Here is a 25,341-nt window from a genome sequence, read left to right on the forward strand (position 1 = left end):
GTTGCCGCGGCGGAGGTTATTCCGCCGCGACCCGCTCGGGGTTCAGCAACTGTTTCAAATACCTGCCCGTATGGCTGCGTTCCACAGCAACAACATCTTCGGGCGTTCCCGTGGCGACAATCTCACCACCACCGTCACCGCCTTCGGGCCCGATATCAATGATGTGGTCGGCCGTTTTGACAACATCCAGATTGTGTTCGATCACAACAACCGTGTTACCCTGATCAACCAATTCATGCAGCACTTCCAACAGCTTGCGGACGTCTTCGAAATGAAGACCGGTCGTCGGCTCATCCAGAATGTAAAGCGTCCGACCAGTTGAGCGTTTGGAGAGTTCTTTTGACAGCTTCACCCGCTGCGCTTCACCGCCCGACAGGGTCGTCGCCTGTTGCCCGACCTTGATATACCCCAGACCGACCCGCGCCAGCGCGTCCATCTTATCGCGGATCGACGGCACGGCTTTGAAGAACTCTTGTGCATCTTCCACTGTCATATCAAGGACATCCGCGATGGACTTGCCTTTGAATTTGATCTCAAGGGTTTCCCGATTGTACCGCGCGCCTTTGCAGGTTTCGCAGGTTACATAGACATCGGGCAGAAAGTGCATTTCGATCTTGATGACGCCGTCGCCCTGACAAGCCTCGCACCGACCGCCTTTGACGTTAAAGCTGAACCGGCCAGGCTTGTACCCGCGCGCCTTGGACTCGGGCAGACCGGCGAACCAGTCACGGATCGGCGTGAACGCCCCCGTATACGTGGCCGGGTTCGAGCGTGGTGTACGCCCGATGGGCCGCTGGTCGATGTCGATCACCTTATCCAGATGCTCGAGCCCCTTGATCGTCTCGCACGGCGCGGGTGTCTGCCGCGCGCCGTTCAGCCGCATGGAGGCTGTCTTGAATAGGGTTTCAATCGTCAGGGTCGATTTGCCACCGCCGGATACGCCGGTCACACAGACGAACTTGCCCAGAGGAAAATCAGCGGTCACTTTCTTCAGATTGTTCCCGGTGGCCTTAACCACAGTCACTTTCTTTTTGTTCCCCTTCCGCCGCTCGGACGGCACCGGGATTTCGCGTGTGCCTGACAGGTATTGGCCGGTGATCGAGGCTGCATCGGTCGCGATCTCGGACGGGGTACCCTGGCTGACGACCTGTCCGCCATGCACGCCTGCGCCCGGTCCGATGTCAAAGACATAGTCGGCTTCGCGGATGGCTTCCTCGTCATGTTCTACGACGATGACCGTGTTCCCCTGATCCCTCAGGTTTTTGAGAGTACCCAGCAAGCGGTCATTGTCGCGCTGATGCAACCCGATCGAAGGTTCGTCCAGTACATACAAAACCCCGGTCAGACCCGAACCGATCTGGCTGGCCAGACGGATACGCTGACTTTCCCCGCCCGAAAGCGTTCCACTTGAACGTGACAACGTAAGGTATTCCAAACCAACGTTATTTAGGAACCCAAGCCGCTCACGAATCTCCTTGAGTATCACCCGCGCGATTTCATTTTTCTGAGCACTCAGATGGTTTGGTGCATCCTCAACCCACGCCAGCGCCTCGCGGATCGACATCTGCACAACCTGCCCGACATGCAATCCGGCGATCTTGACGGCCAGCGCCTCGGCCCGCAGTCGATAGCCTTCGCAACTGCCGCAGGACCGGTTGTTTTGGTAGCGTTCGAATTCTTCGCGTATCCAGGCGCTGTCAGTCTCGCGATAGCGGCGCTCCATATTCGGGATAACGCCTTCGAAACTGCGGGTTACCTGATATACCCGGCCACCCTCGTCATAGCGGAACTGGATTTCTTCCTCGCCCGATCCGCGCAGAAACACCTGCTGCACCTTGGCGGGCAGATCTTTCCACGGCGTATTCTTGTCGAACTCATAATGTCGCGCGATGGCTTCGATAGTCTGCAGGAAATAGGGCGACTTGCCCTTGCGCCAGGGCGCCAAGGCGCCGTCATACAGTTTCAGCGTCTGATCCGGCACTACGAGGCGTTCGTCAAAGAACAGCTCGACCCCCAGCCCGTCACAGGCCTGACAGGCCCCGAAGGGCGCATTAAAGGAAAATAGGCGCGGTTCGATCTCGGGGATGGTGAAGCCACTGACAGGACAGGCGAAATTTTCACTGAAGGTGATCCGCTCCGGGTCGCCTTCAGGCGGTGCGGTTTCCAAAATCGCAATGCCATCGGCCAAATCAAGCGCTGTGCGCAGGCTGTCCGCCAGCCGCGTTTCCATACCCTCGCGCACGACCAACCGGTCGACCACAACGTCGATGTCATGGCGGAATTTCTTGTCCAGTGTCGGCGGCTCGTCCAGCTCGTGAAACGCGCCATCAACCTTGACGCGCTGAAAGCCCTGTTTGCGCAGTTCCAGGAACTCTTTTTTGTACTCGCCCTTCCGGTCTCGCACGATCGGGGCAAGCAGATACCCGCGCGTGCCCTCCTCCATCGTCATGATCCGGTCGACCATATCCTGCACCTGCTGGGCTTCGATCGGCTTGCCCGTGGCAGGGCTGAACGGTGTACCAGCGCGGGCAAACAGCAGACGCAGATAGTCGTAAATCTCGGTCACGGTTCCCACAGTAGACCGTGGGTTCTTTGAGGTCGTCTTCTGTTCGATGGAAATAGCCGGAGATAGACCACTGATATGGTCCACATCTGGCTTTTCCATCATATCCAGAAATTGCCGGGCATAGGCCGACAGGCTTTCGACATACCGGCGCTGCCCTTCCGCATAGATCGTGTCAAAGGCAAGCGACGACTTGCCCGAGCCTGACAGACCAGTGATGACCACAAGCTGGTCACGCGGAATATCCACGTCAATGCCTTTGAGGTTATGTTCGCGCGCGCCGCGCACCTCGATATTCTTCAGCTCAGCCATGTTTGGCCCCCAACACATAAGTGTCCTAGAGATAAGCGAGCCACACTGAGTCTCCAACAGAAAAGTTAGAACAAAATGTGAACGAGAGAGATGTTGCCGCCACCTACTGACAACAAAACCAATAGAGTCACCCGGTAAACGGTATGATTTCTGAAAACTAGTGGAAAATGGCGCGGTTGACGGGGCTCGAACCCGCGACCCCCGGCGTGACAGGCCGGTACTCTAACCAGCTGAGCTACAACCGCGCATCTATTTCGTGGCCTTTACCCTGGACCAAGGATGGCAGCGATGGCGCGGTTGACGGGGCTCGAACCCGCGACCCCCGGCGTGACAGGCCGGTACTCTAACCAACTGAGCTACAACCGCCCGCTGCCCGTTCGTTGCTGAACGTTGGGGTGTATTATGGCCACGCCCGGACATCGTCAAGCGGCGAATTGAAGTTTTTTCTCAGAACGTAATTTTTGTTAGAGATGTTTTCTCGTCACACGACGAATGGCCAAACAGAAACCAGCCGATAATTCACGACCCGCTGCCTTTGGCAAGACAAAAATATTCTGAAACCTTGAGCAGCACATCACCTGGCATGGGTCCGCTAAATCCAGATCTCAGGACAGCCTCCAAGCTCATCCCCAAGCTTATTGTGACATAAACCCAAAGTGAACAGTCATATCAACTTACTTGCAGAGAGTTACTCAAAGCTTGCCGCGTTCTGCCTCATTTCAACCACAAATGGTCTGCAAGACGATTACAAACACCTCTGCCAAAAGAGACTTCATACGCTCGGTTGATCCTCGGGCCAAAACGTTGGAAATTTCTGATGCCAAAGGAAGAATTACCGATTCTAGAACCGGTCAATATATACGGCGCCAATTTTGTATTCCGGAAAAACCGGGAACAAATGGCGTGTTAGACAAGGAAGAAATTTAAGATGTCAGTTGCCAGCACAACTTCTCCGGGTGCAAATGTTACCGGCCATGTTTATGTAGACAGCCTGATTTGGGGCACGTCTTGGGACACCAGCGCCGGAGGCGTCAGTGCTCCGGGCACAATCACATACTCCTTCGATGATGGATCGTTAGGTCGCCGTGGCTTTGCCTCCTACATGAAGGAAGCAATCCGCAAAGCATTTGCAATTATCGAAACGATCATTCCGATCGAGTTCAACGAAGTCGGCTTTCTGACACCAGCAGGCGAGATTAATGACGTTAACATCACCTACGCTTTGCTGACCCAAAACGATCTTGGCGGACCCGGATCTCTTGGTGTCCATCAAGTTCCGGGTGACGACCCCCTGCTGCAGGATTCTGGCATCGACGCCCTGTTCGGCATCTTTGCCTATGATACGCCTCTGTTTAGCAAAGAGGCGCTACGCAAAGGCGGTGAAGGCTTCGCGACAATCATTCACGAGATTCTTCACGGCCTTGGCCTAGCCCACCCACATGATGAAGGCGGCAGCTCGACTATTTTTCCGGGGGTTACGCAGCCCTTCGACGACTACGGGACAGATGGGCAGAACCAGGGTGTTTATACCATCATGTCCTACAACTCGGGCTATCCCGAAGTTGTTCCTCTGAAGACATATAAGGCTGGCGGCACGGCCTCGCCCATGGCCCTTGATATAGCTGCGCTGCAGGCGATCTACGGAACGACGGACCACAACACCGACGACAACGTCTATAAAATCAAAGGCAAGAATGGCGCCGGAACATTCTGGACATCCATCTGGGATACAGATGGAAACGATACAATTTCGGCAAAGGGTGTTGATCGTAGCGTCACGATCAACCTCAATGACGCGGATCTTGATGGCAGCGATGCAGGTGGCACTCCTTCCCATGCCAAAGGCGTAACCGGTGGATTTACGATCGCAAATGGGGTCGTCGTTGAGAATGCGCAGGGCGGCAACAAGGGCGACATCATCGTCGGGAATGAAGTTGATAACCGGTTGGAAGGATTTGGCGGTAGCGATGTTATTTCTGCTGGCGAGGGTAATGACATTGTTCTTGGGGGTGGCGGCAATGACACCCTGACCGGAGGTCTTGGAAACGACGAACTGTACGGCCACAAGGGCACGGACAACTTTGTAGCCGAGGACAGCGACGGCGACGATATTATTGACGGCGGAGAGGGCCTGGATTGGTTGCGTTATATCGGCACAAGCGCCGTAACCGTTGATTTGTCTGACACCAATGCACAGGCAACCGGATACGGAACCGATACCATTACGGGTGTCGAAAACGTCGATGGGTCCGAGCAAAATGACGACATTACAGGTACGGACGGTCGAAACATCCTGCAGGGTAATGGAGGGTCTGACCGCCTGGACGGGGGCCTTGGCAAAGATACCCTGAATGGTGGCGCAGGCAGCGATACTTTGATCGGTGGTGCCGGAAGGGACACCATGACCGGCGGCGAAGGGGCCGATGAGTTTGTGTTCACGTCAACAACCGAAAGTTCGCGCAAAGCAAAATATGCCGACCGGATTACCGATTTCACTCAGGGTGAAGACAAGATCGACCTAAGTGCGATCGACGCAAGCACCGTAATTGACGGCGATGATTCATTTGTCTTCAACGGTACAACACCGGCCCAGACGTCGGACGAAGGCGAAATCTATTACGTCAAGAAAAACAACGCAGGCACCAAGAACGACTTCACACTTGTTCTTGTGGATACTGACGGCGACAAAAATCCTGAGATGGTTATCAAGATCTCTGGCTTGCACGATCTGACCCAGGACGATTTCATTCTTTGACATCAAAAAGTGAAAGGGCGGCCCCACAAGGCCGCCCGTTTATGGGCACCTCGACTGGGCATTTGCGGGGTAATCCCCGGGGCCCAAAAGGCGCAAAGACCTCTTGCGGCTTTGCTGAACTCCTTATAAGACCCCTGCTCACGGGTGATTAGCTCAGTGGTAGAGCGCTTCGTTCACATCGAAGATGTCAGGAGTTCAAATCTCTTATCACCCACCATTTCTCTACTCTGCGATCCGATATGCAAAGCCAGTAATTGGCTGACTATTTGGTCTGACCAAAGAAAAAGGGCGAGGTGCTAACCCCGCCCCTAATTGCCATATTCTGACCTTTAGTGCGCCCTGGCGGACGGGGACGTGTTCTCAGCCGTTTTGGCTGCAGCCGCGGCGGCCTCTTCTGCGGCTTCGTCCCATTCGACAGGTTCAGGATCCCGAACCAGAGCGTGTTTCAGAACTTCCGAAACATGCGTGACCGGGATGATTTTCAGCCCTTCCTTCACGTTGTCAGGAATTTCGGCCAGGTCTTTCTCATTCTCTTCCGGAATCAGAACAGTCTTGATCCCGCCGCGCAGAGCCGCCAGCAGCTTTTCCTTCAAACCACCGATGGGCATCGCATTGCCGCGCAGGGAAACCTCTCCTGTCATGGCAATATCCTTGTGCACCGGGATACCCGTCAGAACCGATACGATTGAGGTCACCATTGCCAAACCGGCCGAAGGACCATCCTTGGGCGTTGCCCCGTCCGGTACGTGGACGTGGATGTCCAGGTTGTCGAATTTGGGCGGCTTCACCCCGATCTTAGGTGAGATTGACCGCACATAAGATGAGGCTGCATCGATGGATTCCTTCATCACATCGCCCAGCTTACCCGTGGTCTTCATCCGCCCCTTACCGGGCAGTTTCAGCGCCTCGATATGCAGCAGATCGCCGCCAACGGAGGTCCAGGCCAGACCGGTTACAACCCCAACCTGATCGTGCTGTTCAGCCAAACCATAGCGGAACTTGGGCACGCCCAAGAATTCATCTAGATTGTCCGGCGTCACCGTGACCGACTCCGCCTCTTTCTTGATGATCTTGGTCAGCGACTTCCGCGCCACCTTGGCGATTTCGCGTTCAAGGTTCCGCACGCCAGCTTCTCGGGTGTAGGTGCGGATAATCGATTGCAGCGCCTCATCGGATAGTTCGAACTCTTTGGCTTTCAGACCGTGGTTCTTGATCTGCTTACCGATCAGGTGCTGCTTGGCGATCTCGCTCTTTTCATCTTCGGTATAGCCCGCCAGAGGTATGATCTCCATCCGGTCGAGCAAAGGCCCGGGCATGTTATAGCTGTTGGAGGTGGTCAGGAACATCACGTTGGATAGGTCATATTCAACCTCAAGGTAGTGATCCATGAACGTGCTGTTCTGTTCCGGGTCCAACACTTCCAGCATGGCCGAGGCCGGATCGCCACGGAAATCCTGACCCATCTTGTCGATCTCGTCGAGCAGGATGAGCGGGTTTGTGGTCTTCGCCTTTTTCAGCGCCTGGATGATCTTACCAGGCATCGAACCGATATAGGTCCGACGGTGGCCACGGATCTCGGACTCGTCACGCACACCGCCCAGCGAGATGCGAATGAATTCGCGCCCCGTCGCACGTGCAACCGACTTACCAAGCGAGGTTTTACCCACACCCGGAGGGCCAACAAGGCACATAATCGGGCCCTTCAGCTTCTTCGACCGCTGCTGAACAGCCAGATATTCGACGATCCGTTCCTTGACCTTCTCAAGCCCATAGTGATCGTCATCCAGAATTTCCTGCGCGCGACCAAGATCTTTTTTAACGCGGGACTTGGTGCCCCAAGGCAGAGCCAAAATCCAGTCGAGGTAATTGCGCACGACTGTGGCCTCAGCCGACATCGGGCTCATATTGCGCAGCTTCTTCAGCTCACCTTCGGCCTTTTCACGCGCCTCTTTCGACAGCTTTGTTTCGGCGATTTTCTCTTCCAGCTCGGCCACTTCGTTCGAGCCGTCATCGCCATCGCCAAGTTCCTTCTGAATGGCTTTCATCTGCTCATTCAGGTAGTACTCGCGCTGTGTCTTCTCCATCTGGGTTTTGACGCGGGTCTTGATCTTTTTCTCGACCTGCAGAACCGACATCTCGCCCTGCATCAGGCCGTAGACCTTTTCAAGCCGTTCGCTGACCGACAGTGTTTCCAGCAGTTCCTGCTTTTGCTCGACCTCGATACCAAGATGCCCCGACACGAGGTCGGCCAGTTTGGCGGGCTCGGCGGTTTCACCAACAGCGGTCAAAGCCTCTTCGGGGATGTTCTTGCGGACTTTGGCATAGCGTTCGAACTCATCCGCGACGGTGCGAAGCAACGCTTGTGTAGTGGTCACATCACCCGGAATCTCGGTCAGATATTCTGCACGAGCCTCAAAAAACTCTTCGTTATCAAGGTATTCTGTAATCTGTACGCGCGCTTGCCCCTCGACCAGAACTTTCACGGTTCCATCTGGAAGCTTCAGCAGCTGCAGCACATTCGCCAGCACGCCCGAGCGATAGATACCGTCGATTTCCGGATCGTCATCACCTGGATCAATCTGGCTAGACAGCAGAATTTGCTTATCGTCCTGCATCACTTCCTCAAGTGCGCGGACAGACCTTTCCCGACCCACGAACAAAGGCACGATCATATGAGGAAAAACCACAATGTCGCGTAGCGGAAGTACTGGGTATGAGGAATTCAGGGGCTCTTGCATGCTCAATCCTTATCTTTGGCAAGACGGCACTGGTCCCTCATCTAGGCAACCCCCGGCCGTCTCCTGTCTGGAAGGTAAAGGTGGTGCGCCAAGCGTCCTATTTCAACCTTACCTGTAGTGGACCTAACAATGACCGGAAGGTTGCGCCTCCGCAAGACGATAACATGATCGGTCTTGTCAAATTCTCAATTTGACCCCGCTTGGTTTCTTCGGCGATTGCCTGCCTGGAAATTCAGAAACCAACAGCAAAAGTACAACACTATCTAACAGGCAGCTGCCCAAAGCCTGCCATCATTGCAAACAATATGATTGCATACCCCAACTTCTGATCGATTACTGTGAGTCGTAGAGATGACAAATCCAAAAAATATCAATGCTGCGGAATCCGACCATCAACGGTACCTATCTGCCCGCGACTCCGATCATGCGACGCTTTTAGCGCATGCCGCCAAAAGCTCTGGGCGCTCTGTTTTACAAGTCCAACGGAGCTTCAATCAAATGGCAAAGCCTCCCAGCCGTTTGAATATGGTTGAGTATGTGCGCAATGGCCTTCATCACGAAGACCGCTTTACCGACGCCGAACGCGCGGCATACATCTCCAATGATCTCCATTGGCCCATCGCCCACAAGTGTAACCATCATGGTTGGAACAGTGCCGCAGAAGACAAGATACTGGCTTCTACTTTGCTTGAAACAGCAGGTGTACCTGTCCCGGAAACCGTTGGCGTCATCGACCGTTCGAACCGACACTACCCCGGGGTTACGAAAATCAACACTCCTGAGGCGTTGCGCGATCTCGTTTGCAACCATCTGGAAGGTGGGCTTTTTGGAAAGATCGTCGAGGGGATGGTAAGCTTTGGGGCCTTTTTGATCGAGGACGCGGATCAATCCACTATCACTTGTGCGGGCCAACCGCCGATCACCTATGAGGCATTCCTAGACGAGTTCGTTGGGCAGAATTCATATGTCGTGCAACCTTTGCTCAAAAATCACTCTGCAATCCAAGACTACGCTTCAGCCCTTGCAACGGTGCGAATGGTTACTCTGGTAAGAGAAAACGACGTCTTTTGCCCAGTTGCCGTTATTAAACTTCCGCAGGGCCCCAATATTGCGGACGCCTTCTGGAGACCGGGGAACCTTGCTTGTTCGATCAATATCGAAACCGGTGTTATCGAAACCGTCGCGCGCCGCGCCAAGATGGAAACAGAATTCCTGGATGACCATCCTGACAACCCCGGTTTAATGGGCTTGAAACTGCCTTTTTGGGACGAATTGATCGAAATAAATGACCGTGCTGCAAGAACGTTTCAGCCAATTCGATATCAGTCGACCGACATCGCTATAACCGAGTCTGGTCCGGTCGTTGTCGAGCTGAACTATGGCGGTGGCTTCGACCTGCCTCAATATGCAAGTGGCCGTGGGATGTTGACCCCAGAAGTTCGTAGCTTTTTCGAAGGGTTTGGCTACGACCTTGATGCAAAACCACAAAAGAAGCGCTGGCTGTTCGGTAAACGCAGATAAAGCGCCCTCAATCTAGATTCTTGTTAGGTTGACTGAAAAGGCGCTGAACCTAAATCTGTTCAATATCCCCTTGCGCGCGCTGCGCATGGAAGGTCGCCTGCCAGGCATCGAATGTACCAGCAGCAATGGCATCGCGCATACCCTGCATTATTTCCTGAAAATAGTGCAGATTATGCCAGGTCAGCAGCATGCCCGAGATCATCTCGTTCGAGCGGAACACATGGTGTAGATAGGCGCGAGAGTAGTTCGAACACGCCGGGCATGAGCAGGCCTCATCCAGCGGGCGCGGGTCATCTGCGTGGCGGGCATTCTTTATGTTGACCACGCCGTAACGAGTGAACACCTGTCCTGTGCGACCGGACCGTGAGGGTAAGACACAATCCATCATGTCGATCCCGCGGGCGACAGCTCCGACAATGTCGTCAGGCTTTCCAACGCCCATCAAATAGCGCGGTCTGTCGGCTGGCAGAAAGTCAGGAGCGTAGTCGAGGCAACCAAACATGGCCTCCTGACCTTCGCCCACGGCCAGACCGCCAACCGCGTAACCTTCGAATCCGATCGCTTTCAGCGCCTCGGCACTTTCTTCGCGTAGATCCTGTTCCAGCCCGCCTTGCATGATCCCAAACAACGCATGTCCAGGACGGTCGCCGAAAGCCTGTCGCGATCGATCGGCCCATCGCATCGACAGGCGCATTGATTCAGCAATTCGATCTCGATCTGCGGGTAGGGCTGGACATTCGTCAAAACACATCACGATGTCTGAACCCAGCAAGCGCTGTATCTCCATCGAGCGTTCCGGGGTCAGCTCGTGCTTGGACCCATCAACATGAGATTTGAAGGTCACGCCCTTTTCGGTCAGCTTGCGCAGACCAGCCAGGGACATGACCTGAAATCCACCAGAATCGGTCAGGATCGGGCGATCCCAGTTCATGAACTTGTGCAACCCACCCAAACGGTCAATGCGCTCGGCCGTAGGGCGCAGCATCAGGTGATAGGTGTTTCCCAACAGTATATCGGCACCGGTTGCACGAACACTTTCCGGCATCATCGCTTTGACCGTCGCAGCAGTCCCCACTGGCATGAACGCCGGGGTACGCACCTCGCCACGCGGCGTGTGGATCACTCCGGCGCGGGCCTTGCCGTCGGTGGCCTTCAGGTCAAATGAGAAACGGTCTGTCATTGGGCATCCTTGGGTCGCTGAACCGGGCAGGATTTGCCCGATCTGCTCAGCCATTGCAAGTTGTCAGGGTAAAGAGGCAACCTGCCGGGTAAACAGATCAACAACCCCTGCCCCGTCAACATCCCGACATACCAGCACAGCCGGTCGCGTTGAGACCGGACGCGTAGCGCCGGATTCCGTACCACCCACAATTACCTCAACCCCGGTTTCGACCATCTCGAACATCGTGCCATGGGTGCAGGCGATCACAGCAGTCGAGTCATGCAGGCCGCAGCCCTCCAACCCGCCGATATCCTTGTAGAATTTCAGGTAAAATACCGAGATGTCACGCAGGAAAGCCCCCATATCGGGCGAGCGTTGGGCCAGACCGTCAAAATCCGCACTTTTGTACAGCGTTTTCAAGGTGACATCCAAACCAACCACAACGGTCGCCGGGGGTGCTGCAAACACTTCATTTGCGGCAAGGGCATCGTGATAGATGTTTGCTTCGGCATGTTCCGTGATGTTTCCTGGGCAGAAAACCGCCCCACCCATGATCACCAACTGTTTGATGTTCTGCGAAAACTCAGGGTCCAAACGCATCGCCGCAGCAATATTAGTCAAGGGGCCGATTGCACAAACCGTCAGCTCTCCCTTGTGGCGGCGCGCCATTTCCACCAGGAATTCCGTGGCATTCAAATCATGGTTCGCCCCGATTTCCGGGATATCGGTAATATCCCCAAAACCTTCGGGACCGTGAACATGTTCGGACGGTGCGTGGTGCCCTGTTCCCTGTGGGTAGGCCGCGCCTTGGGCCACGGGAATGTCCAACCCAAGTTTATCCACCAAAAACCGTGCATTGCGGCTGGATTGATGAACGTGGGTGTTGCCAAAAACGGTCGTGAGGCCGATCAAGTCAATCTCGGGGGCTGCAGCGGCATATGCAATGGCCATCGCATCGTCGATGCCGGGGTCTGTATCAATAATCAGTTTCATCCCAGCCCGATAGCGCAAACGCGAGGGGATGCAAAGCGGTCACAATAGCAAAAACTAACCAAAATCCATGGATCAGCGTTTTGAATCCAAGCACAATCCCTCCATACCAGAGTTGAAAAAGGGTGATTCAACCCCCAAATGTATACTATCGTACACAATAAAAGAGGACAGATATGACCGAAGACCAAATCATTGGATTGCTTTCTTCGAACATAATTTACCTGCTCGCGGCGGCATTGATCGTCATCATCACGCTAAAAGGCATTAAAATCGTGCCGCAATCGGAAAAGTATGTGGTCGAACGGTTCGGGCGTTTGCATTCGGTGCTCGGCCCTGGGATCAACTTTATCGTTCCTTTACTGGATGTTGCGCGGCACAAGATATCCATTCTGGAACGCCAGCTTCCCAATGCAACGCAGGACGCAATCACCAAAGATAACGTTCTGGTCCAAATCGACACTTCGGTCTTTTACCGCATCCTAGAGCCGGAAAAGACAGTCTACCGCATCCGCGATGTAGATGGTGCTATCGCGACGACCGTTGCCGGTATCGTCCGGGCGGAAATCGGCAAGATGGACCTGGACGAAGTTCAGTCGAACCGTGCTCAACTGATCACTCAGATTCAAGGAAGCGTCGAAACCGCAGTGGATGACTGGGGGATCGAAGTGACGCGCGCCGAGATTTTGGACGTTAACCTCGATCAGGCGACCCGTGACGCGATGCTGCAACAGTTGAATGCCGAACGCGCACGCCGCGCGCAGGTTACCGAGGCCGAGGGCAAGAAACGCTCTGTTGAGCTTCAGGCCGACGCCGAACTCTATGCGGCAGAACAAACGGCCAAAGCGCGCCGCATTCAAGCCGAAGCCGAAGCCTATGCAACCAGTGTTGTTGCCCAGGCGATTAAGGAAAACGGTATCGAGGCGGCTCAGTACCAGGTTGCATTGAAACAGGTTGAGGCATTGAACACGCTGGGCACCGGCAATGGCTCGCAGACTATCGTTGTACCTGCCAATGCGCTTGAAGCTTTCGGAAACGCCTTCAACATGTTGAAAGGACGTACATAATGGCTGATCCCTTTTGGTTAACATGGTGGCTATGGCTGGCTGGCGCGTTGGCTTTGGGCATCCTCGAAATAGTCCTACCTGGGTTCATCTTTCTGGGTTTCGCCATCGGGGCCGGGCTGACGGGTATTCTGCTGGCAATCCCTGGCATAGTACCGTCGCTGCCGATCCTGCTTATGATCTTTGCGACTTTGTCGCTGATTGCCTGGCTGATCCTGCGCCGCGTCTTTGCTCTGCCCCATGGCCAGGTGAAGAAGTTCAGGCATGACATAAACGACTAAACTCTTATGGCACCCCTTAAGGGGGTGTCATTGTGCCTCTGGACGCTGCCCGAGGCTTTCCCTATATAATTCGTCAGGTAACAAACCCGAGGCACGAATGACTCATCCGAGCGAACAGTTTGAAGGCACACCTCTTATTGCCCCTTCAACGATTGAACACCCTCTTTATGAGCCGGTGGTCGACGCCTGCCGAACGGTTTATGACCCCGAAATCCCTGTAAACATCTATGATCTGGGTCTGATCTATACGATCGACATCACCCAGGAAAACGCGGTCAAGGTCATCATGACACTGACCGCGCCTGGCTGCCCGGTTGCCGGCGAAATGCCTGGGTGGATCGTCGAGGCAATCGAACCCGTGGCCGGCGTTAAAGAAGTTGACGTGGAACTGACCTGGGAGCCCCCCTGGGGCATGGAAATGATGTCAGACGAAGCGCGCCTGGAACTTGGATTTATGTAAGTCCAAGTGCGAAAGCCTTCTGTTATTGAATTCCGCAGGTCGATTTGATTTCGTCCGACCTCTGGTTAAGCTTCTCTATGTAATCTCCTGATAACATAGTTAGTCTTTTCTTTTCGGTTCCAGTCACAAGGCCTAGAAGCGCCCCAGCAGGTGTAATGGCAATTACACTTTTTGCCTGCTCCTCCTCTGCATGTTTTCGTTCGGTTGCAATCGCGCGCAAATCACCTTCTGCCGTTGCACAGTTTACCGGATGTTGCTTTTCTTCTGCGATCGCCGTCTGAGCCAAAAACACAGACAGCATCAGAGAAGGAATTGTAAGAATATCTTTTTTTCTAAACCAAAGTCTTTTCATGCTATTCAGCCTCAAATATTTTCCAAAAGTGGATCATGGGTCAGGCTATGACGAGTGTAATTTGCAAAGCAAGCCTTGCTTACCGACTGGGGCGGGAAATCTAATCCGACAGTAAAAGTTAGGTAAGAAATCCTGCTATGTCTTGAGCCTGATGCCTCGCGGCACTACATTAGCAACAACGAACAACGACGGAGATCATGATGTTCGGCATCCCCGGCAAACAGGCCGTAACAATGACACCAAAGGCTGCAGAGCAGATTGCCCGCCTGATGACTTCGGGCGGTCATGCTGGTTTGCGTATTGGCGTCAAGAAAGGCGGATGTGCCGGGATGGAATACACCATGGACTATGTCGACCAGCCTGACACCAATGATGAAGTGGTCGAGCAGGACGGCGCGCGGATCATGATCGCCCCGATGGCACAGATGTTCCTGTTTGGAACAGAGATCGACTATGAGGTCTCGTTACTTGAATCCGGTTTCAAGTTCCGCAACCCGAATGTTGTAGATGCCTGCGGTTGCGGAGAATCCATCAAGTTCGACGAAAGCATTGCAACTCAGCCTTAAGAGGCTGCCTGCAAGTGCACATAGGTCTCGTTGAACCGACGCGTCAAGTGCTCTCCTGCCTGGATGACATTCTCTGAATGTGGCGGGGCAACATTGGTGTCATAAGACGGGTTGAAGAACAAAGGAACCGACAGCCTTTCAGCAGATCCACCGATCACACGGTGCAGAGTTGCCTTGACCGCCCCTGCCGTCCAGAACTCCAGCATCTCCCCAAAATTGATAATGAATGTTCCGGGCTGCGCTTGGACCTGAGCCCAACTCTGGTCCGGCATCTGTACCTCTAACCCGGCTCGACCATCGGTGGCCAGCAGGGTCAGACAGCCGTAATCAGTGTGCGCTCCGATACCGAAATCCTTTTCGCCTGCCGAGACTGGCCTTTGCGGGTAATAATTGCCGCGCAACAGGGCCATGGGCGTGTCGAAGGCAGTGTCAAAGCTGTTGGCATCCTTGCCCAATGCCACCGAAATGGCGCGCAACACCCGCTTGGCAACCGAACAAGCGTCACCATAATAGGTCTCGATGATTGATCGAAACTCGGGCACAGTCTCCGGCCATTGGTTCGGGGCATAAACCGAGAGGTTCTTGCCAAAGTACCTATTGGTCTCAGCTAGCTCGTATCCGCAATCGAACACCTCTTTGAAGTCAGGATTTGCAGCTGGATCTACCTGTTCCGAGCGCGAGGCGCCCCACCCGCGGTTGGACCCGGTCACAGCCATATCAACACGCCGTTTCTCGGCCTCTGGCAGCCGGAAGAATGCGTGATATGCCGAGATGACCCGTTCCACCCGACTGGCGGAGATACCAGTATTGGACACGGTCAGAAACCCAACTTCACCGACGGCGCGGGTCAATTTGGCCAATTCCGCCGTGTCGCACCGATCCAGTTTTTCAAGATCAAGATGTTCGATCATATTGCTCATTCCTCATCGCAGCGGAAACTGCCGTTTTGCAACGGGCTCTGCAACCGGAATTGTCAGACCTGACTGGCAATGATATCCGGTCACCAGAAAACCGATTTATTTCAAGGGGACGCGATATGCGGCGCAAACTGGCGGCTGGAAACTGGAAGATGAATGGTAATGCTGCCGACTTGAGCGAGCTTCAGGCCCTTTCTCACATGCATGCTGCCCCGGCAGTTGATATTCTGATCTGCCCACCTGCCACCTTGATCCATCGGGCCAAAGAGAAGGTCCTGGGCGGAAACATCCAGATAGGCGGTCAGGATTGCCACGCGGCAAACTCGGGCGCGCATACAGGTGACATTAGCGCCCAGATGCTGGCCGACGCCGGAGCGTCAGCCGTCATTCTTGGCCATTCTGAACGCCGCGAAGATCATGGTGAACAGAATGAAGATGTTCGTGCTAAGTCTATTGCCGCTATGAATGGTGGGCTAAAGGCAATCATCTGCGTCGGTGAAAGCCTGGAACAGCGCGAGGCCGCCAATACCCTGGATATAATCGGCGGTCAGATGTCCGGCTCGATCCCGGATCAGGCAACGGGCGAAAACCTAATAGTCGCCTACGAACCGATCTGGGCCATTGGCACGGGCAAAGTGCCCACTCTGGATGAAATCGGTCAGGTGCATGACTTTATCCGCGCGCGGCTGGAACGGCGCTTTGGCGAAGGCGTTGGGCGTTCGGTCCGGCTGCTTTATGGCGGCTCGGTCAAGCCATCGAACGCCGCCGAGATTTTCGCCGTATCGAACGTGGATGGCGCTCTGGTCGGCGGGGCGAGCCTGAAGGCTGACGATTTCTCGGGCATCATTCAGGCTCTGGAACAGGCCTGATCAGGCCATTTTCATCGTCACCATCCCGGCTATGATCAAGACTGCCGCGCAGATCCGCGTGGCGGTCAGGGCTTCGCCCAGAAAAAGAATACCAAAGGTAAACGCGCCAACCGCTCCTATTCCCGTCCAGATGACATAGGCTGTTCCCAAAGGCAGCGTCCGCATTGCCAGTGCCAGCAAGGTGAACGAACCCAGCATCGAAACCGCCATCAGGGCGGTCGGCCAGAACCGGGTGAACCCGGCAGATTGTTTCATCGCCACGGCCCAGACAATTTCAAGCAGGCCGGCAAACAACAGGATAATCCAGGGCATAGAAGAGACCTCTGATCGGTCCGGGTCGTCCCGGATGCTGTCCCGTCATGGAGAGGTCGTCCTCTGCCCTTTAGATAATCCCCTTGGCGCCCCGTTCAAGACGCAGAGACCGGGCAGAGATCCCCTGCCCGGTCTTTTTCACAGCGGTTGGACCCGCTAGTTTGTTATGATCTCCGGCCCCATGAAAGTGTTGGGCAGGAAGGTGGATATCCACGGGATATAGGTCACCATGATCAGGAAGACGAACAGGACCGCCAGGAATGGCAGGGCCGCCCGGACAACGCCCATCATCGGCATGCCGGCCACGCCCGAGGTCACGAACAGGTTCAAGCCGACCGGCGGGGTAATCATCCCGATCTCCATATTCACAACCATGATGATGCCCAGGTGAATCGGGTCGATGCCCAGCTCGATTGCAATCGGAAACACCAGTGGTGCTACGATAACCAGCAGGCCCGAAGGCTCCATGAACTGGCCGCCGATTAGCAGGATCACATTGACCACGATCAGGAAAGTCACCGGCCCCAGACCTGCCGACAGCATGGCAGTTGCTATGTGCTGCGGAACCTGCTCATCGGTCAGTACATGTTTCAGGATCAAGGCGTTGGCGATAACGAACAGCAGGGTAACGGTCAGTTTCCCAGCTTCGAACAACGTCTGCTTGGTGTCGGGGTGAAAAATCGCAGTGATCAGCGCATAAGGCTTTCTGAGCAAAGAGATATTCTTTTCCTCACCCTCGGTGCTGAGGGGGCCCATGTCCTTGTAGACGAAGCTGGCAATCAAAAAGGCATAGACTGCGGCCACCGCAGCGGCCTCGGTCGGGGTAAAGATACCCCCATAGATGCCGCCCAGAATGATCACGATCAGGAACAGACCCCACCCGGCCTCGCGTGCCGAGACAAGGATTTCGCCCCAGCCTTTCCATTCCCCCTTGGGAAGGTTCTTGACCTTGGCCATCACATAGATGGTGATCATCAGCATCAGCCCAGCCATCAGGCCGGGGATCACACCGGCGAGGAACATGCGGCCAACCGAAACTTCGACAGCAGCCGCATAGACCACCATCACGATCGACGGCGGGATCAAAATGCCCAGCGTCCCGGCGTTACAGATCACACCGGCGGCAAACTCCTTGGAATAACCAACCTGCCGCATCCCGGCGATCACAATCGACCCGATGGCCACCACCGTAGCCGGAGACGACCCCGACAGGGCCGCAAACAGCATACAGGCGAACACCCCCGCAATCGCCAGACCTCCGGGCAAGTGCCCCACGCAGGCAATCGAGAAACGGATGATGCGCCGAGCCACGCCGCCCGTGGTCATGAAGGACGAGGCTAGAATGAAGAAAGGGATCGCCAGCAGGGTAAAATGCCCCTCGAACGCCTCAAACAGAGTGCCTGCGACCGAGGCCAGCGAACTGTCTGAATAGATCAGCAGAAACAGCGTCGAGCTGAGCCCCAACGCCACCGCAATCGGTACACCGATCAGTAGCAGGCCGATCACCATCGAGAACAAAAGAATGACATCCATCAGTTGTGCTCTCCTTGCTGAGCGCGGACTTCTTCAATCTCGTCCTCGACTTCGTGGCTAGCGACCATCCGGTCGGCTTCGCCGCGCCAAATCTGTACCGCAACCTGCGCAAAGCGGATCACCAAAAGCAGCATCGACACGGGCAGAACCAGATACGGCACCACCTTGGGCAGTTTTTCATAGCCCTCGCCATAGTTGATCAGATCCTCAAGAAACCGCAGCGGGGCGACCATCGGAATGTCGTCGACCTCATAAAAGCTCTGACTGCGCGCATCGAAGTTGAACCCGGTAGGGAACCATCGCCCCGATGTGGGCGGCAGATCCGCGAACACGGCCCAATAGTCATATGCGCCTTTTAGCATCAGCAGAGAAAACACCAGACAGCAGGCTACTGCGATCAGAGCCAAAATCCGTCGAGGCGCCGGGCTGAGCATGTTCAGGATGGCGTCCACTCCCAGATGGGCGTGTTTCTTGACGGCATAAGACGCCCCAAGCAGCACCAACCAGCCGAAGGCGAATACCGTCAGCTCCAGTGCCCATAGGATATTGGAATTAAAGAAATACCTTGCGATCACATTGGCAAATGTCACAGCCGTCATCAGGCCCAGCAACGATGCGATCAAGGTTTCTTCGATATGGTCGACCAGCCCGCCTTGGCCGGATTGCGCACCAGACATCTATCTGTCCCCACATTTTTTTGAGATAAGTGCTGTTTGGGCGGGCCAAATCGGCCCACCCTGCCTGCGCGTCGAATACTCCCCAGTCCCCGGACGCGCGGCGTATACCAGGATCAGAACCCGGCGTTGATAGCCTGTGCGGCGTCGATCTTTTCTTGACCCACGTCACCGGCGAACTGTTCCCAAACAGGTTTCATGGCGTCGATCCAGGCCTGACGCTGTTCAGGGTTAAGTTCACGGATGATACCGCCCGCATTTGTGATCGAGACCTTGGCTTCCTCGTTCACCGAGAAGGATTCTTTGTTCCGCTGTTCTGTCACTTCGCCCAGAATGGTCAGGAACTGTTCGCGCACCGCAGGATCCAGGCTGTCCAGCCAGTCAACCGATGTCACGACCAGATAGTCGATGACACCGTGGTTGGTTTCAGTGATACCGTCCTGAACCTCAAAGAACTTCTTGCCGTAGATGTTGGACCAAGTGTTTTCCTGTCCGTCGACGACACCTTGCTGCAACGCGCCATAAACCTCTGAGAAAGCCATTTTCTGCGGGCTTCCGCCAATCGCCTCCATCTGCGCGACCAGCACGTCAGAGGATTGGACGCGGAATTTCAGGCCATTGGCATCCGACGGATCGACCAGCGGTTTGTTGGCCGACATCTGTTTCATGCCATTGTGCCAGAATGCCAGCCCCTGCAGGCCACGGCGCTGCATGCTGTCTTTCATCGCCTGACCGTCAGCCGAAGCCTGAAATGCGTCTACCGCGTCAATGTTCTTGAACATGAACGGCAGGTCGAACAGGCGGAATTGCTTGGTGAACTTCTCGAACTTGGACAATGACGGGGCCGCCAGTTGCACATCGCCCTGCAACATCGCCTCAAGGACTTTATCGTCGTTATAAAGCGTGGAGTTCGGGTAGACCTCCATGCACATCACGCCGTTCATCTCATCATTAACGCGCTGTTCCAGCAACGAGGCTGCAATACCCTTGGGATGTTTATCGGTATTGGTCACATGCGCGAATTTCACGACGATTTCGCCGTCTTCACAAGCGGCCATGCCTGCGGTTGCTGTTACGGTTAGAGCGACGGCCGTCGCTGCCGTTGTCAGAAATTTCATCAGTCGAGTTCTCCCAGATACTTCACTACGTCTCCGGACGTGCCGAAGTCGTCCCATGGCGGCGAGTGAACCGAATCGGGCTCACGCTCTCAACTTTTTGTGGGAATCGCCGCCGGTTGACATTTTGTCATTTATTTACTTGATGTTACACGCATTCAACCAAGTCTCTGTTTGAGCCTGCAAGAAAGCCGTGCGAGAAACCGCACATATATCTGCGCCATTGTGTGGATTTCCGCACAAATAACGATTCGCCGAATCCGAATCGATTGCCGGGCATTTGGTTCGCCCCGCAGTCCGCGTCAGCGGACTGCCACGCCCAACAGCTTAACCGCATGACAATGCGGAAAAAGCTGGCGGGAGCCTTTACCTCCGGTAGTCTTCAGGACGAATGTGGTATCGCGCCAGCTTGTCGTAGAAGGTCTTGCGCGGCAGCTTTAACGCCTTTGCCGCGTCCGATGCCTTGCCGTTATGCCGCCCAAGGGCAGCGATCAGCAGAGATCTTTCAACCCGTGCCATCTGCTCACTCAACCCCAGTTCTGCGGCTTGCGAGACATCCTCGGGCATGCCCAGAACAAACCTCATTGCCGCTGACATCAGCGAGCGCGCATTGCCCGGCCAGTCTCCGGTCATCAACGAAGCCAGATGGTCCGAGGTAATTTCCGGTTCGTTGATCCCAGCCTGTTCAGCCGCCTGCGCGACATAGTGACGGAAAATCACCGGAATATCCTCGGGGCGCTCGGCAAGCGACGGAATGCGAACGCGCATCACATCCAAACGATAGAACAAATCCGCAAGAAACCGTCCATCCGAAGACAATTCGGCCAAGTCAGTGGTCGTACCCGCCAGAATTCGGGCGCCTACACCCTGTTCAACCATCTCCAGTGCTGCATATTGCGTGGCCTCGGGCATGGCCGAGATTTCGTCCAGAAAAAGGGAACCACCGGCTGCATCTTCGCAGACATGAACCAGATCGCTGGTCGACAAACCGGCGGATGGACGTTTGACAAATGGACCCTGACTTTGCGGCGACATTAGGTGAACGACCTCGGCAACTTTGGACACCCCGCTGCCAGCCGGTCCGGTGACCAAAACTTCGGCCCCTGTCTGGGCTACCGTACGAACCCTTTCTCTCAGGGCTTCGGCCTTTGATGAGAGACCGAACAGCAGGCGTGCCGCTGGATCGCCGCGCTCAAGCTCGCTTTTCATCGCCCGTTGTTGCAGGACATGCTCTCGCGCCTCAGAGGCCTTGCCCAATACCTTTAGCAGATCTGCCGCGGCGCAGGGCTTTTCCAAAAAGTCGAATGCACCCTGCCCCATGGCCTGCACTGCCATTGGTATGTCGCCTTCTCCAGTCAACAGGATGACAGGCAGATCAGCATCCATATCGCGGGTGTAGGTCAACAGGTGAAACCCGTCCCGACCAGGCATCCGGATATCCGACACGATCACTCCTGCGAAATCCGCCCGGATATGATCCTTCGCCGCCACAAAGGACCCGGCTGTTACGGGTTCATAATCGGCAAGCTCCAGCGTTTGGGCCAGCGCTTCGCGCACTGCCGAGTCGTCATCGACCAAAAGCACTTTGCGGGTCATGCTACCCCTACTTCCCTGAAATGTTCCAGTTCCACAGTGAATACCGCACCTGTCGGAGCGTTGGTGCCCCGAATATTACCACCAAAGCTTTGAACCAGACCATAAGAGATCGACAGCCCCAGCCCCATGCCCTCAGACGAACCGACAGCTTTGGTGGTATAGAACGGCTCGAACAGCTTCTCCGAGTTCTCGATCCCTGGACCTGTGTCGCTGACCGTGACCGTCAGGGTCTTGTCACTGTTTATCGCGATCTTGATCATGCGTTGTTGTTGCTCACTCATGGCATCGGCGGCGTTGTTAATCAGATTTACGAACACCTGCACCAATCTCACTTCGCCACCCCAAGCATAGATTGGGACATCCGGAGCCTGCCATTCCATACGAACGTTTTCCGAATTCAGCCGGGCCTCGGTCAATTCCAACGCCGTTTCTATTACCTGAACCAGATCAACTCTGCCCATGGGCTCGTTTTCATTGCGGGCAAAAGCCCTGAGGTTCTTGATAATTCGCGCCATTCGCGCGGCCAAATCGGAAATTCTGGTGAGGTTCTCGGCGGCTTTTGACTCGTCACCTCTGCTCAGAAAAGCCGTTCCGTTCTCGGCGAATTGGCGAATGGCCATCAGCGGCTGGTTCAACTCATGGCTGATGCCCGCCGACATCTGCCCGAGCGCACTCAACTTCCCGGCCTGTATAAGCTCTTCCTGCGCATGTTTCAGCGCGACCTCGGCCTCTTCCCGTTCATGAACCTCGCGCCGCAGGGCCGTGTTCGCGGCGGTAAGCGCATGGGTTCTGCGCGTCACGCGGCTTTCCAGCACCGCATTGGCCTCAGCAAGCGCGCGCCGGCGTTCGGTTGCCATGTACAAAAGCGCCCCGAAGGCTAGACAGATCGCAGCGACCGCCGCTGCTTGCAAATTCGCCAGACGGCGCGCCGGGGCCACATCCACCAGCACCTCTGCTGTCATGTCTATCACCGGTAGATCGAGCGTAAGGTGTAACGCATGCCGTGGCAGATACCGGCCCCAATTCAAGGTCCAAAGCTCGTGTCGTCCGATCAGATTCGACGAGAAATCAACCGCCTGCCCCTCGGGCGGCACCAGCCCCGGTTGACCTTCGGTCCGACGCCAGAACAACAGGTCGGATCGGTTCGAGATGAACACCACACCTTCCCCATCAATAAAGAAAATGGCCTCGGTACTGCCCCGCCAAGTCTGTTCGACATCTTGCACATCGGCTATAACCATCAATGCGCCTTCGACTATACCGGTGGGACCAAAGGCAGGGGCTGCATAGGAATAGGTTCGATCGCCGCTTGTGGACTCGACCCCGTGGGCACTGCCCATAGCACCCTGCATGGCGCGCCTGAATGCGGGATGGTCTGCCATCGTCAATTCAGGCACCGGGTGGGCGGCTGCAAGTACCCTGCCCAGACGGTCCAGATAGACAATGTTAACGGCGGCAGTTTTGTCTGCCACGTCCAGCAACACAGCCTGCGCGATGGCGCGATCACTCGGCGTGACAAGCGTTCGAACAGCCGGGTGGCTGGCCATCAAGACAGCCAGTTCCTGATAGACCTGCATTTGTGTGCTAAGGCGGTCGGCGGCCAATTCCAGATCGGCCTCAGCCTTATCGCTCAGCGGCGACAAAGCCTGACGAAAGCCGTATGACCACACTCCAACAGAGAGCAGCCCAACAGCAATCAGAAATGTCGAAATTAACCATACCCTTTGCATGACATTGGGTCTTGCATTCAACGCGCCTCATGGCAAGTGTGCCCGCCATGAAGACTTTGCATCAATCCCCTGTTGACCCGAATTTTGTCCAGAACCCTTATCCGATTTATGATGCGGCCCGCGCGCATGGCGACCTTGTGTATTGGGCCGACTACCGGATGCACGCTGCTGTATCCCACCGGGCGGTTCAGGCCTTGCTGAAGGACCGTCGTTTCGGTCGCGAAGTACCGGCGGAAATGCAACGTCCAGGTCCTGCGCATCTAGCCCCCTGGCTGATGGTCGAATCTCATTCGTTGTTGGAAGCAGAGCCGCCGCGCCACACCCGGCTTCGACGCCTGGTCATGCGCGCCTTTACGTCACGTGCCATTGCGGCACTGGAACCAACGATCCATGACCTCAGCCACAAGCTGATCGACGCCTTTCCGGATGCGTCGTTCGATCTGCTGGACACCTATTGCATGCAAGTTCCGGTCGTTACGATCTGCCGCCTTCTAGGCGTTCCCGAAGAGATGTCGCCCGAGCTTTTGCGCTGGTCCCATGACATGGTGGCGATGTATCAGGCCAGCCGCACACGCCAGACCGAGGATGCGGCGGCGGCCTCGGCAAAAGAGTTCACCGACTTTCTCTCATCTTACGTCGAAAAGCGCCGGTCTGACCCTCGGGATGACCTGATTACCCGGTTGATTGCCGCTGAAGAAGATGGTGAAAAACTGTCGCGTGACGAGTTGGTTGCAACTTGTATTCTGCTCTTAAACGCCGGTCATGAAGCCACGGTTCATTCGCTAGGAAATGGGCTCAGGACCGTATTGCAACAAGGTGTAAAAGCCGATGCCTTTCAGCCTGAAACCATTGACGCCACCGTCGAAGAAATCCTGCGCTTTGACCCGCCGCTGCATATGTTCACGCGCTATGCCTATGAAGAGATCGACCTGTTCGGGCACAGTTTTAAACGCGGTGACGAAGTCGCTTTGTTGCTTGGAGCCGCGAACCGTGATCCCCAAGTCTGGGCCGAACCTCATAAGTTCGATCCAACCCGCCCCATCCTGACCAACAGCAGCTTTGGCGCGGGTCTGCATTTCTGCGTCGGAGCACCGTTGGCCCGACTCGAAATGCGAATAGCGCTGGCGGCACTGTTCGAACGCTGTCCCAACCTAGCGCTCAGCGCGGAACCGGAATATTCCAACAGCTACCATTTTCACGGGCTAAAGCGGTTGATGGTTCAGGTCTGACCGCTAGTTCTCGATCAGGGCATTCAGCGGCAGCATGGTCGTCGACTTGATCTCTTCCATCGACAGCAGAGCCGTCACATTGTGGACGCGCACCTCGGAAATCAAAGTCTGATAGAACACGTCATAGGCGCGCGCGTTCTTGACCCGCACCTTGAGGATATAGTCGATATCCCCCGCCAGCCGGTGCGCCTCTTGCACTTCGGGGCGGTCCCGCAGCGCTTTCAGGAATTTGCGCTGCCAATCTGCCTCGTGTTCAGAGGTGCGGATCAGCACGAAGAACGTCGCCTCAAAACCAAGCGCCTCGGCATCCAATAATACCGTCTGCTGACCGATCACCCCGGCCCCTTTCAGCTTGCGGATACGATTCCAGACAGGCGTCTTGGAACTGCCGACGCGGGCTGCTATTTCGTCCAGCGATTGGCTGGCGTCGCGCTGCAGCTCAACCAGAATTTTCCGATCCGTGTCATCAATCCGCACTGACATTCCAATTTCTTCCTCGTTTCGAAACTTTCGTATCGCTTAACCAATACAGCGAAACGCTTGTTCTTATTTATGCGCACATATGGCGTAATACCGGGAATATTTCCTATATTGAGGGTCAA

21 protein-coding genes and 3 tRNA genes are annotated in these 25,341 nt (G+C 55.3%); 9 read left to right on the top strand and 15 right to left on the bottom strand.

Annotated elements, in window-relative coordinates:
- Positions 1–16 precede the first annotated feature (16 nt).
- The 3 genes from uvrA to FN806_RS03475 form a co-directional block, all read right to left on the bottom strand.
- Positions 17–2,875, bottom strand: a complete 2,859-nt coding sequence (gene uvrA, locus FN806_RS03465) for an excinuclease ABC subunit UvrA (protein WP_142634047.1) — start codon at positions 2,873–2,875, stop codon at positions 17–19.
- Positions 2,876–3,043: 168 nt separating this feature from the next.
- Positions 3,044–3,120, bottom strand: a tRNA-Asp gene (locus tag FN806_RS03470).
- 44 nt (positions 3,121–3,164) lie between these two features.
- A tRNA-Asp gene (locus FN806_RS03475) sits at positions 3,165–3,241 on the bottom strand.
- Positions 3,242–3,803: 562 nt separating this feature from the next.
- Between FN806_RS03475 and FN806_RS03480 the strand changes: the two genes are divergently transcribed.
- Positions 3,804–5,630, top strand: coding sequence for a M10 family metallopeptidase C-terminal domain-containing protein (locus FN806_RS03480; RefSeq protein ID WP_142634049.1), 1,827 nt, complete (start codon positions 3,804–3,806; stop codon positions 5,628–5,630).
- Positions 5,631–5,772: 142 nt separating this feature from the next.
- Positions 5,773–5,847, top strand: a tRNA-Val gene (locus FN806_RS03485).
- 112 nt (positions 5,848–5,959) lie between these two features.
- Here the strand turns inward: FN806_RS03485 and lon are convergent.
- Positions 5,960–8,368, bottom strand: coding sequence for an endopeptidase La (lon, locus tag FN806_RS03490; protein WP_142634051.1), 2,409 nt, complete (start codon positions 8,366–8,368; stop codon positions 5,960–5,962).
- Between the two features lie 351 nt (positions 8,369–8,719).
- Between lon and FN806_RS03495 the strand changes: the two genes are divergently transcribed.
- A complete protein-coding gene (locus FN806_RS03495; protein ID WP_142634053.1) occupies positions 8,720–9,889 on the top strand; it encodes a sugar-transfer associated ATP-grasp domain-containing protein in 1,170 nt (389 codons plus the stop codon).
- Between the two features lie 49 nt (positions 9,890–9,938).
- Here the strand turns inward: FN806_RS03495 and tgt are convergent, their stop codons facing one another.
- Together tgt and FN806_RS03505 are read right to left on the bottom strand one after the other, a co-directional pair.
- On the bottom strand, positions 9,939–11,069 hold the full coding sequence (gene tgt / locus FN806_RS03500) for a tRNA guanosine(34) transglycosylase Tgt (RefSeq protein WP_142634055.1): 1,131 nt from the start codon (positions 11,067–11,069) through the stop codon (positions 9,939–9,941).
- 63 nt (positions 11,070–11,132) lie between these two features.
- The gene (locus FN806_RS03505; RefSeq protein WP_142634057.1) at positions 11,133–12,044 is read right to left on the bottom strand and encodes a nucleoside hydrolase; all 912 of its coding nucleotides are present in this window, start codon (positions 12,042–12,044) and stop codon (positions 11,133–11,135) included.
- Between the two features lie 173 nt (positions 12,045–12,217).
- Here FN806_RS03505 and FN806_RS03510 point away from each other — a divergent pair, with 173 nt between their 5' ends.
- The 3 genes from FN806_RS03510 to FN806_RS03520 all read left to right on the top strand — a co-directional run bounded on the left by FN806_RS03510 (position 12,218) and on the right by FN806_RS03520 (position 13,846).
- Positions 12,218–13,108 (top strand): SPFH domain-containing protein, encoded by an 891-nt coding sequence (locus FN806_RS03510; RefSeq protein WP_142634059.1) that lies wholly within the window; start codon positions 12,218–12,220, stop codon positions 13,106–13,108.
- Positions 13,108–13,386, top strand: a complete 279-nt coding sequence (locus FN806_RS03515; RefSeq protein ID WP_142634061.1) for an NfeD family protein — start codon at positions 13,108–13,110, stop codon at positions 13,384–13,386. The genes FN806_RS03510 and FN806_RS03515 overlap by 1 nt, the downstream gene beginning before the upstream one ends.
- A gap of 97 nt (positions 13,387–13,483) precedes the next feature.
- Entirely contained in the window at positions 13,484–13,846 is a 363-nt protein-coding gene (locus FN806_RS03520) for an SUF system Fe-S cluster assembly protein (RefSeq protein WP_142634063.1), read from the top strand.
- A gap of 22 nt (positions 13,847–13,868) precedes the next feature.
- Here the strand turns inward: FN806_RS03520 and FN806_RS03525 are convergent, their stop codons facing one another.
- Entirely contained in the window at positions 13,869–14,198 is a 330-nt protein-coding gene (locus FN806_RS03525) for a hypothetical protein (protein ID WP_142634065.1), read from the bottom strand.
- A 200-nt stretch (positions 14,199–14,398) separates the two neighbouring features.
- On the opposite strand from FN806_RS03525, the gene FN806_RS03530 reads away from it, so the two are divergent.
- Positions 14,399–14,764: a HesB/IscA family protein gene (locus FN806_RS03530; RefSeq protein ID WP_142634067.1), complete on the top strand. Its 366-nt coding sequence runs from the start codon at positions 14,399–14,401 to the stop codon at positions 14,762–14,764.
- Here the strand turns inward: FN806_RS03530 and FN806_RS03535 are convergent.
- Complete coding sequence (locus tag FN806_RS03535) at positions 14,761–15,684, bottom strand: isopenicillin N synthase family dioxygenase (protein WP_342781990.1); 924 nt, start codon at positions 15,682–15,684, stop codon at positions 14,761–14,763. The genes FN806_RS03530 and FN806_RS03535 overlap by 4 nt on opposite strands.
- A 116-nt stretch (positions 15,685–15,800) precedes the next feature.
- On the opposite strand from FN806_RS03535, the gene tpiA reads away from it, so the two are divergent.
- Positions 15,801–16,550, top strand: a complete 750-nt coding sequence (tpiA, locus tag FN806_RS03540) for a triose-phosphate isomerase (protein ID WP_142634069.1) — start codon at positions 15,801–15,803, stop codon at positions 16,548–16,550.
- Here tpiA and FN806_RS03545 read toward each other — a convergent pair whose 3' ends face one another.
- The 6 genes from FN806_RS03545 to FN806_RS03570 form a co-directional block, all read right to left on the bottom strand.
- Positions 16,551–16,862, bottom strand: coding sequence for a DMT family transporter (locus tag FN806_RS03545; protein ID WP_142634071.1), 312 nt, complete (start codon positions 16,860–16,862; stop codon positions 16,551–16,553). It lies immediately after the preceding gene.
- 156 nt (positions 16,863–17,018) lie between these two features.
- The gene (locus FN806_RS03550; protein WP_142634073.1) at positions 17,019–18,395 is read right to left on the bottom strand and encodes a TRAP transporter large permease; all 1,377 of its coding nucleotides are present in this window, start codon (positions 18,393–18,395) and stop codon (positions 17,019–17,021) included.
- A complete protein-coding gene (locus tag FN806_RS03555) occupies positions 18,395–19,072 on the bottom strand; it encodes a TRAP transporter small permease (RefSeq protein WP_142634075.1) in 678 nt (225 codons plus the stop codon). The genes FN806_RS03550 and FN806_RS03555 overlap by 1 nt, the downstream gene beginning before the upstream one ends.
- A gap of 113 nt (positions 19,073–19,185) precedes the next feature.
- Entirely contained in the window at positions 19,186–20,187 is a 1,002-nt protein-coding gene (locus FN806_RS03560) for a DctP family TRAP transporter solute-binding subunit (protein ID WP_142634078.1), read from the bottom strand.
- 363 nt (positions 20,188–20,550) lie between these two features.
- Positions 20,551–21,780, bottom strand: coding sequence for a sigma-54-dependent transcriptional regulator (locus tag FN806_RS03565; protein WP_142634080.1), 1,230 nt, complete (start codon positions 21,778–21,780; stop codon positions 20,551–20,553).
- Positions 21,777–23,510 carry a sensor histidine kinase gene (locus tag FN806_RS03570; RefSeq protein ID WP_142634082.1) on the bottom strand — a complete coding sequence of 578 codons (1,734 nt, stop codon included), beginning with the start codon at positions 23,508–23,510 and terminating at the stop codon, positions 21,777–21,779. Before FN806_RS03570 ends, FN806_RS03565 begins: the two co-directional genes overlap by 4 nt.
- Before the next feature lie 47 nt (positions 23,511–23,557).
- Between FN806_RS03570 and FN806_RS03575 the strand changes: the two genes are divergently transcribed.
- Positions 23,558–24,739: a cytochrome P450 gene (locus FN806_RS03575; RefSeq protein WP_142635133.1), complete on the top strand. Its 1,182-nt coding sequence runs from the start codon at positions 23,558–23,560 to the stop codon at positions 24,737–24,739.
- A gap of 3 nt (positions 24,740–24,742) precedes the next feature.
- Here the strand turns inward: FN806_RS03575 and FN806_RS03580 are convergent, their stop codons facing one another.
- The gene (locus tag FN806_RS03580) at positions 24,743–25,222 is read right to left on the bottom strand and encodes an Lrp/AsnC family transcriptional regulator (protein WP_142634084.1); all 480 of its coding nucleotides are present in this window, start codon (positions 25,220–25,222) and stop codon (positions 24,743–24,745) included.
- Positions 25,223–25,341 lie beyond the last annotated feature (119 nt).

This window comes from Ruegeria faecimaris (assembly GCF_900182615.1).
Classification (GTDB): domain Bacteria; phylum Pseudomonadota; class Alphaproteobacteria; order Rhodobacterales; family Rhodobacteraceae; genus Ruegeria; species Ruegeria faecimaris.

Coding starts and splice junctions, on each gene's coding strand:
- FN806_RS03580 (WP_142634084.1), bottom strand. CDS start 25,222: ATGTCAGTGCGGATTGATGACACGGATCGGAAAATTCTGGTTGAGCTG.
- FN806_RS03555 (WP_142634075.1), bottom strand. CDS start 19,072: ATGTCTGGTGCGCAATCCGGCCAAGGCGGGCTGGTCGACCATATCGAA.
- tgt (WP_142634055.1), bottom strand. CDS start 11,069: ATGACAGACCGTTTCTCATTTGACCTGAAGGCCACCGACGGCAAGGCC.
- FN806_RS03505 (WP_142634057.1), bottom strand. CDS start 12,044: ATGAAACTGATTATTGATACAGACCCCGGCATCGACGATGCGATGGCC.
- FN806_RS03535 (WP_342781990.1), bottom strand. CDS start 15,684: ATGAGCAATATGATCGAACATCTTGATCTTGAAAAACTGGATCGGTGC.
- FN806_RS03525 (WP_142634065.1), bottom strand. CDS start 14,198: ATGAAAAGACTTTGGTTTAGAAAAAAAGATATTCTTACAATTCCTTCT.
- FN806_RS03520 (WP_142634063.1), top strand. CDS start 13,484: ATGACTCATCCGAGCGAACAGTTTGAAGGCACACCTCTTATTGCCCCT.
- FN806_RS03570 (WP_142634082.1), bottom strand. CDS start 23,510: ATGCAAAGGGTATGGTTAATTTCGACATTTCTGATTGCTGTTGGGCTG.
- FN806_RS03530 (WP_142634067.1), top strand. CDS start 14,399: ATGTTCGGCATCCCCGGCAAACAGGCCGTAACAATGACACCAAAGGCT.
- uvrA (WP_142634047.1), bottom strand. CDS start 2,875: ATGGCTGAGCTGAAGAATATCGAGGTGCGCGGCGCGCGCGAACATAAC.
- FN806_RS03480 (WP_142634049.1), top strand. CDS start 3,804: ATGTCAGTTGCCAGCACAACTTCTCCGGGTGCAAATGTTACCGGCCAT.
- FN806_RS03510 (WP_142634059.1), top strand. CDS start 12,218: ATGACCGAAGACCAAATCATTGGATTGCTTTCTTCGAACATAATTTAC.
- FN806_RS03560 (WP_142634078.1), bottom strand. CDS start 20,187: ATGAAATTTCTGACAACGGCAGCGACGGCCGTCGCTCTAACCGTAACA.
- FN806_RS03495 (WP_142634053.1), top strand. CDS start 8,720: ATGACAAATCCAAAAAATATCAATGCTGCGGAATCCGACCATCAACGG.
- FN806_RS03575 (WP_142635133.1), top strand. CDS start 23,558: ATGAAGACTTTGCATCAATCCCCTGTTGACCCGAATTTTGTCCAGAAC.
- tpiA (WP_142634069.1), top strand. CDS start 15,801: ATGCGGCGCAAACTGGCGGCTGGAAACTGGAAGATGAATGGTAATGCT.
- FN806_RS03550 (WP_142634073.1), bottom strand. CDS start 18,395: ATGGATGTCATTCTTTTGTTCTCGATGGTGATCGGCCTGCTACTGATC.
- FN806_RS03565 (WP_142634080.1), bottom strand. CDS start 21,780: ATGACCCGCAAAGTGCTTTTGGTCGATGACGACTCGGCAGTGCGCGAA.
- lon (WP_142634051.1), bottom strand. CDS start 8,368: ATGCAAGAGCCCCTGAATTCCTCATACCCAGTACTTCCGCTACGCGAC.
- FN806_RS03545 (WP_142634071.1), bottom strand. CDS start 16,862: ATGCCCTGGATTATCCTGTTGTTTGCCGGCCTGCTTGAAATTGTCTGG.
- FN806_RS03515 (WP_142634061.1), top strand. CDS start 13,108: ATGGCTGATCCCTTTTGGTTAACATGGTGGCTATGGCTGGCTGGCGCG.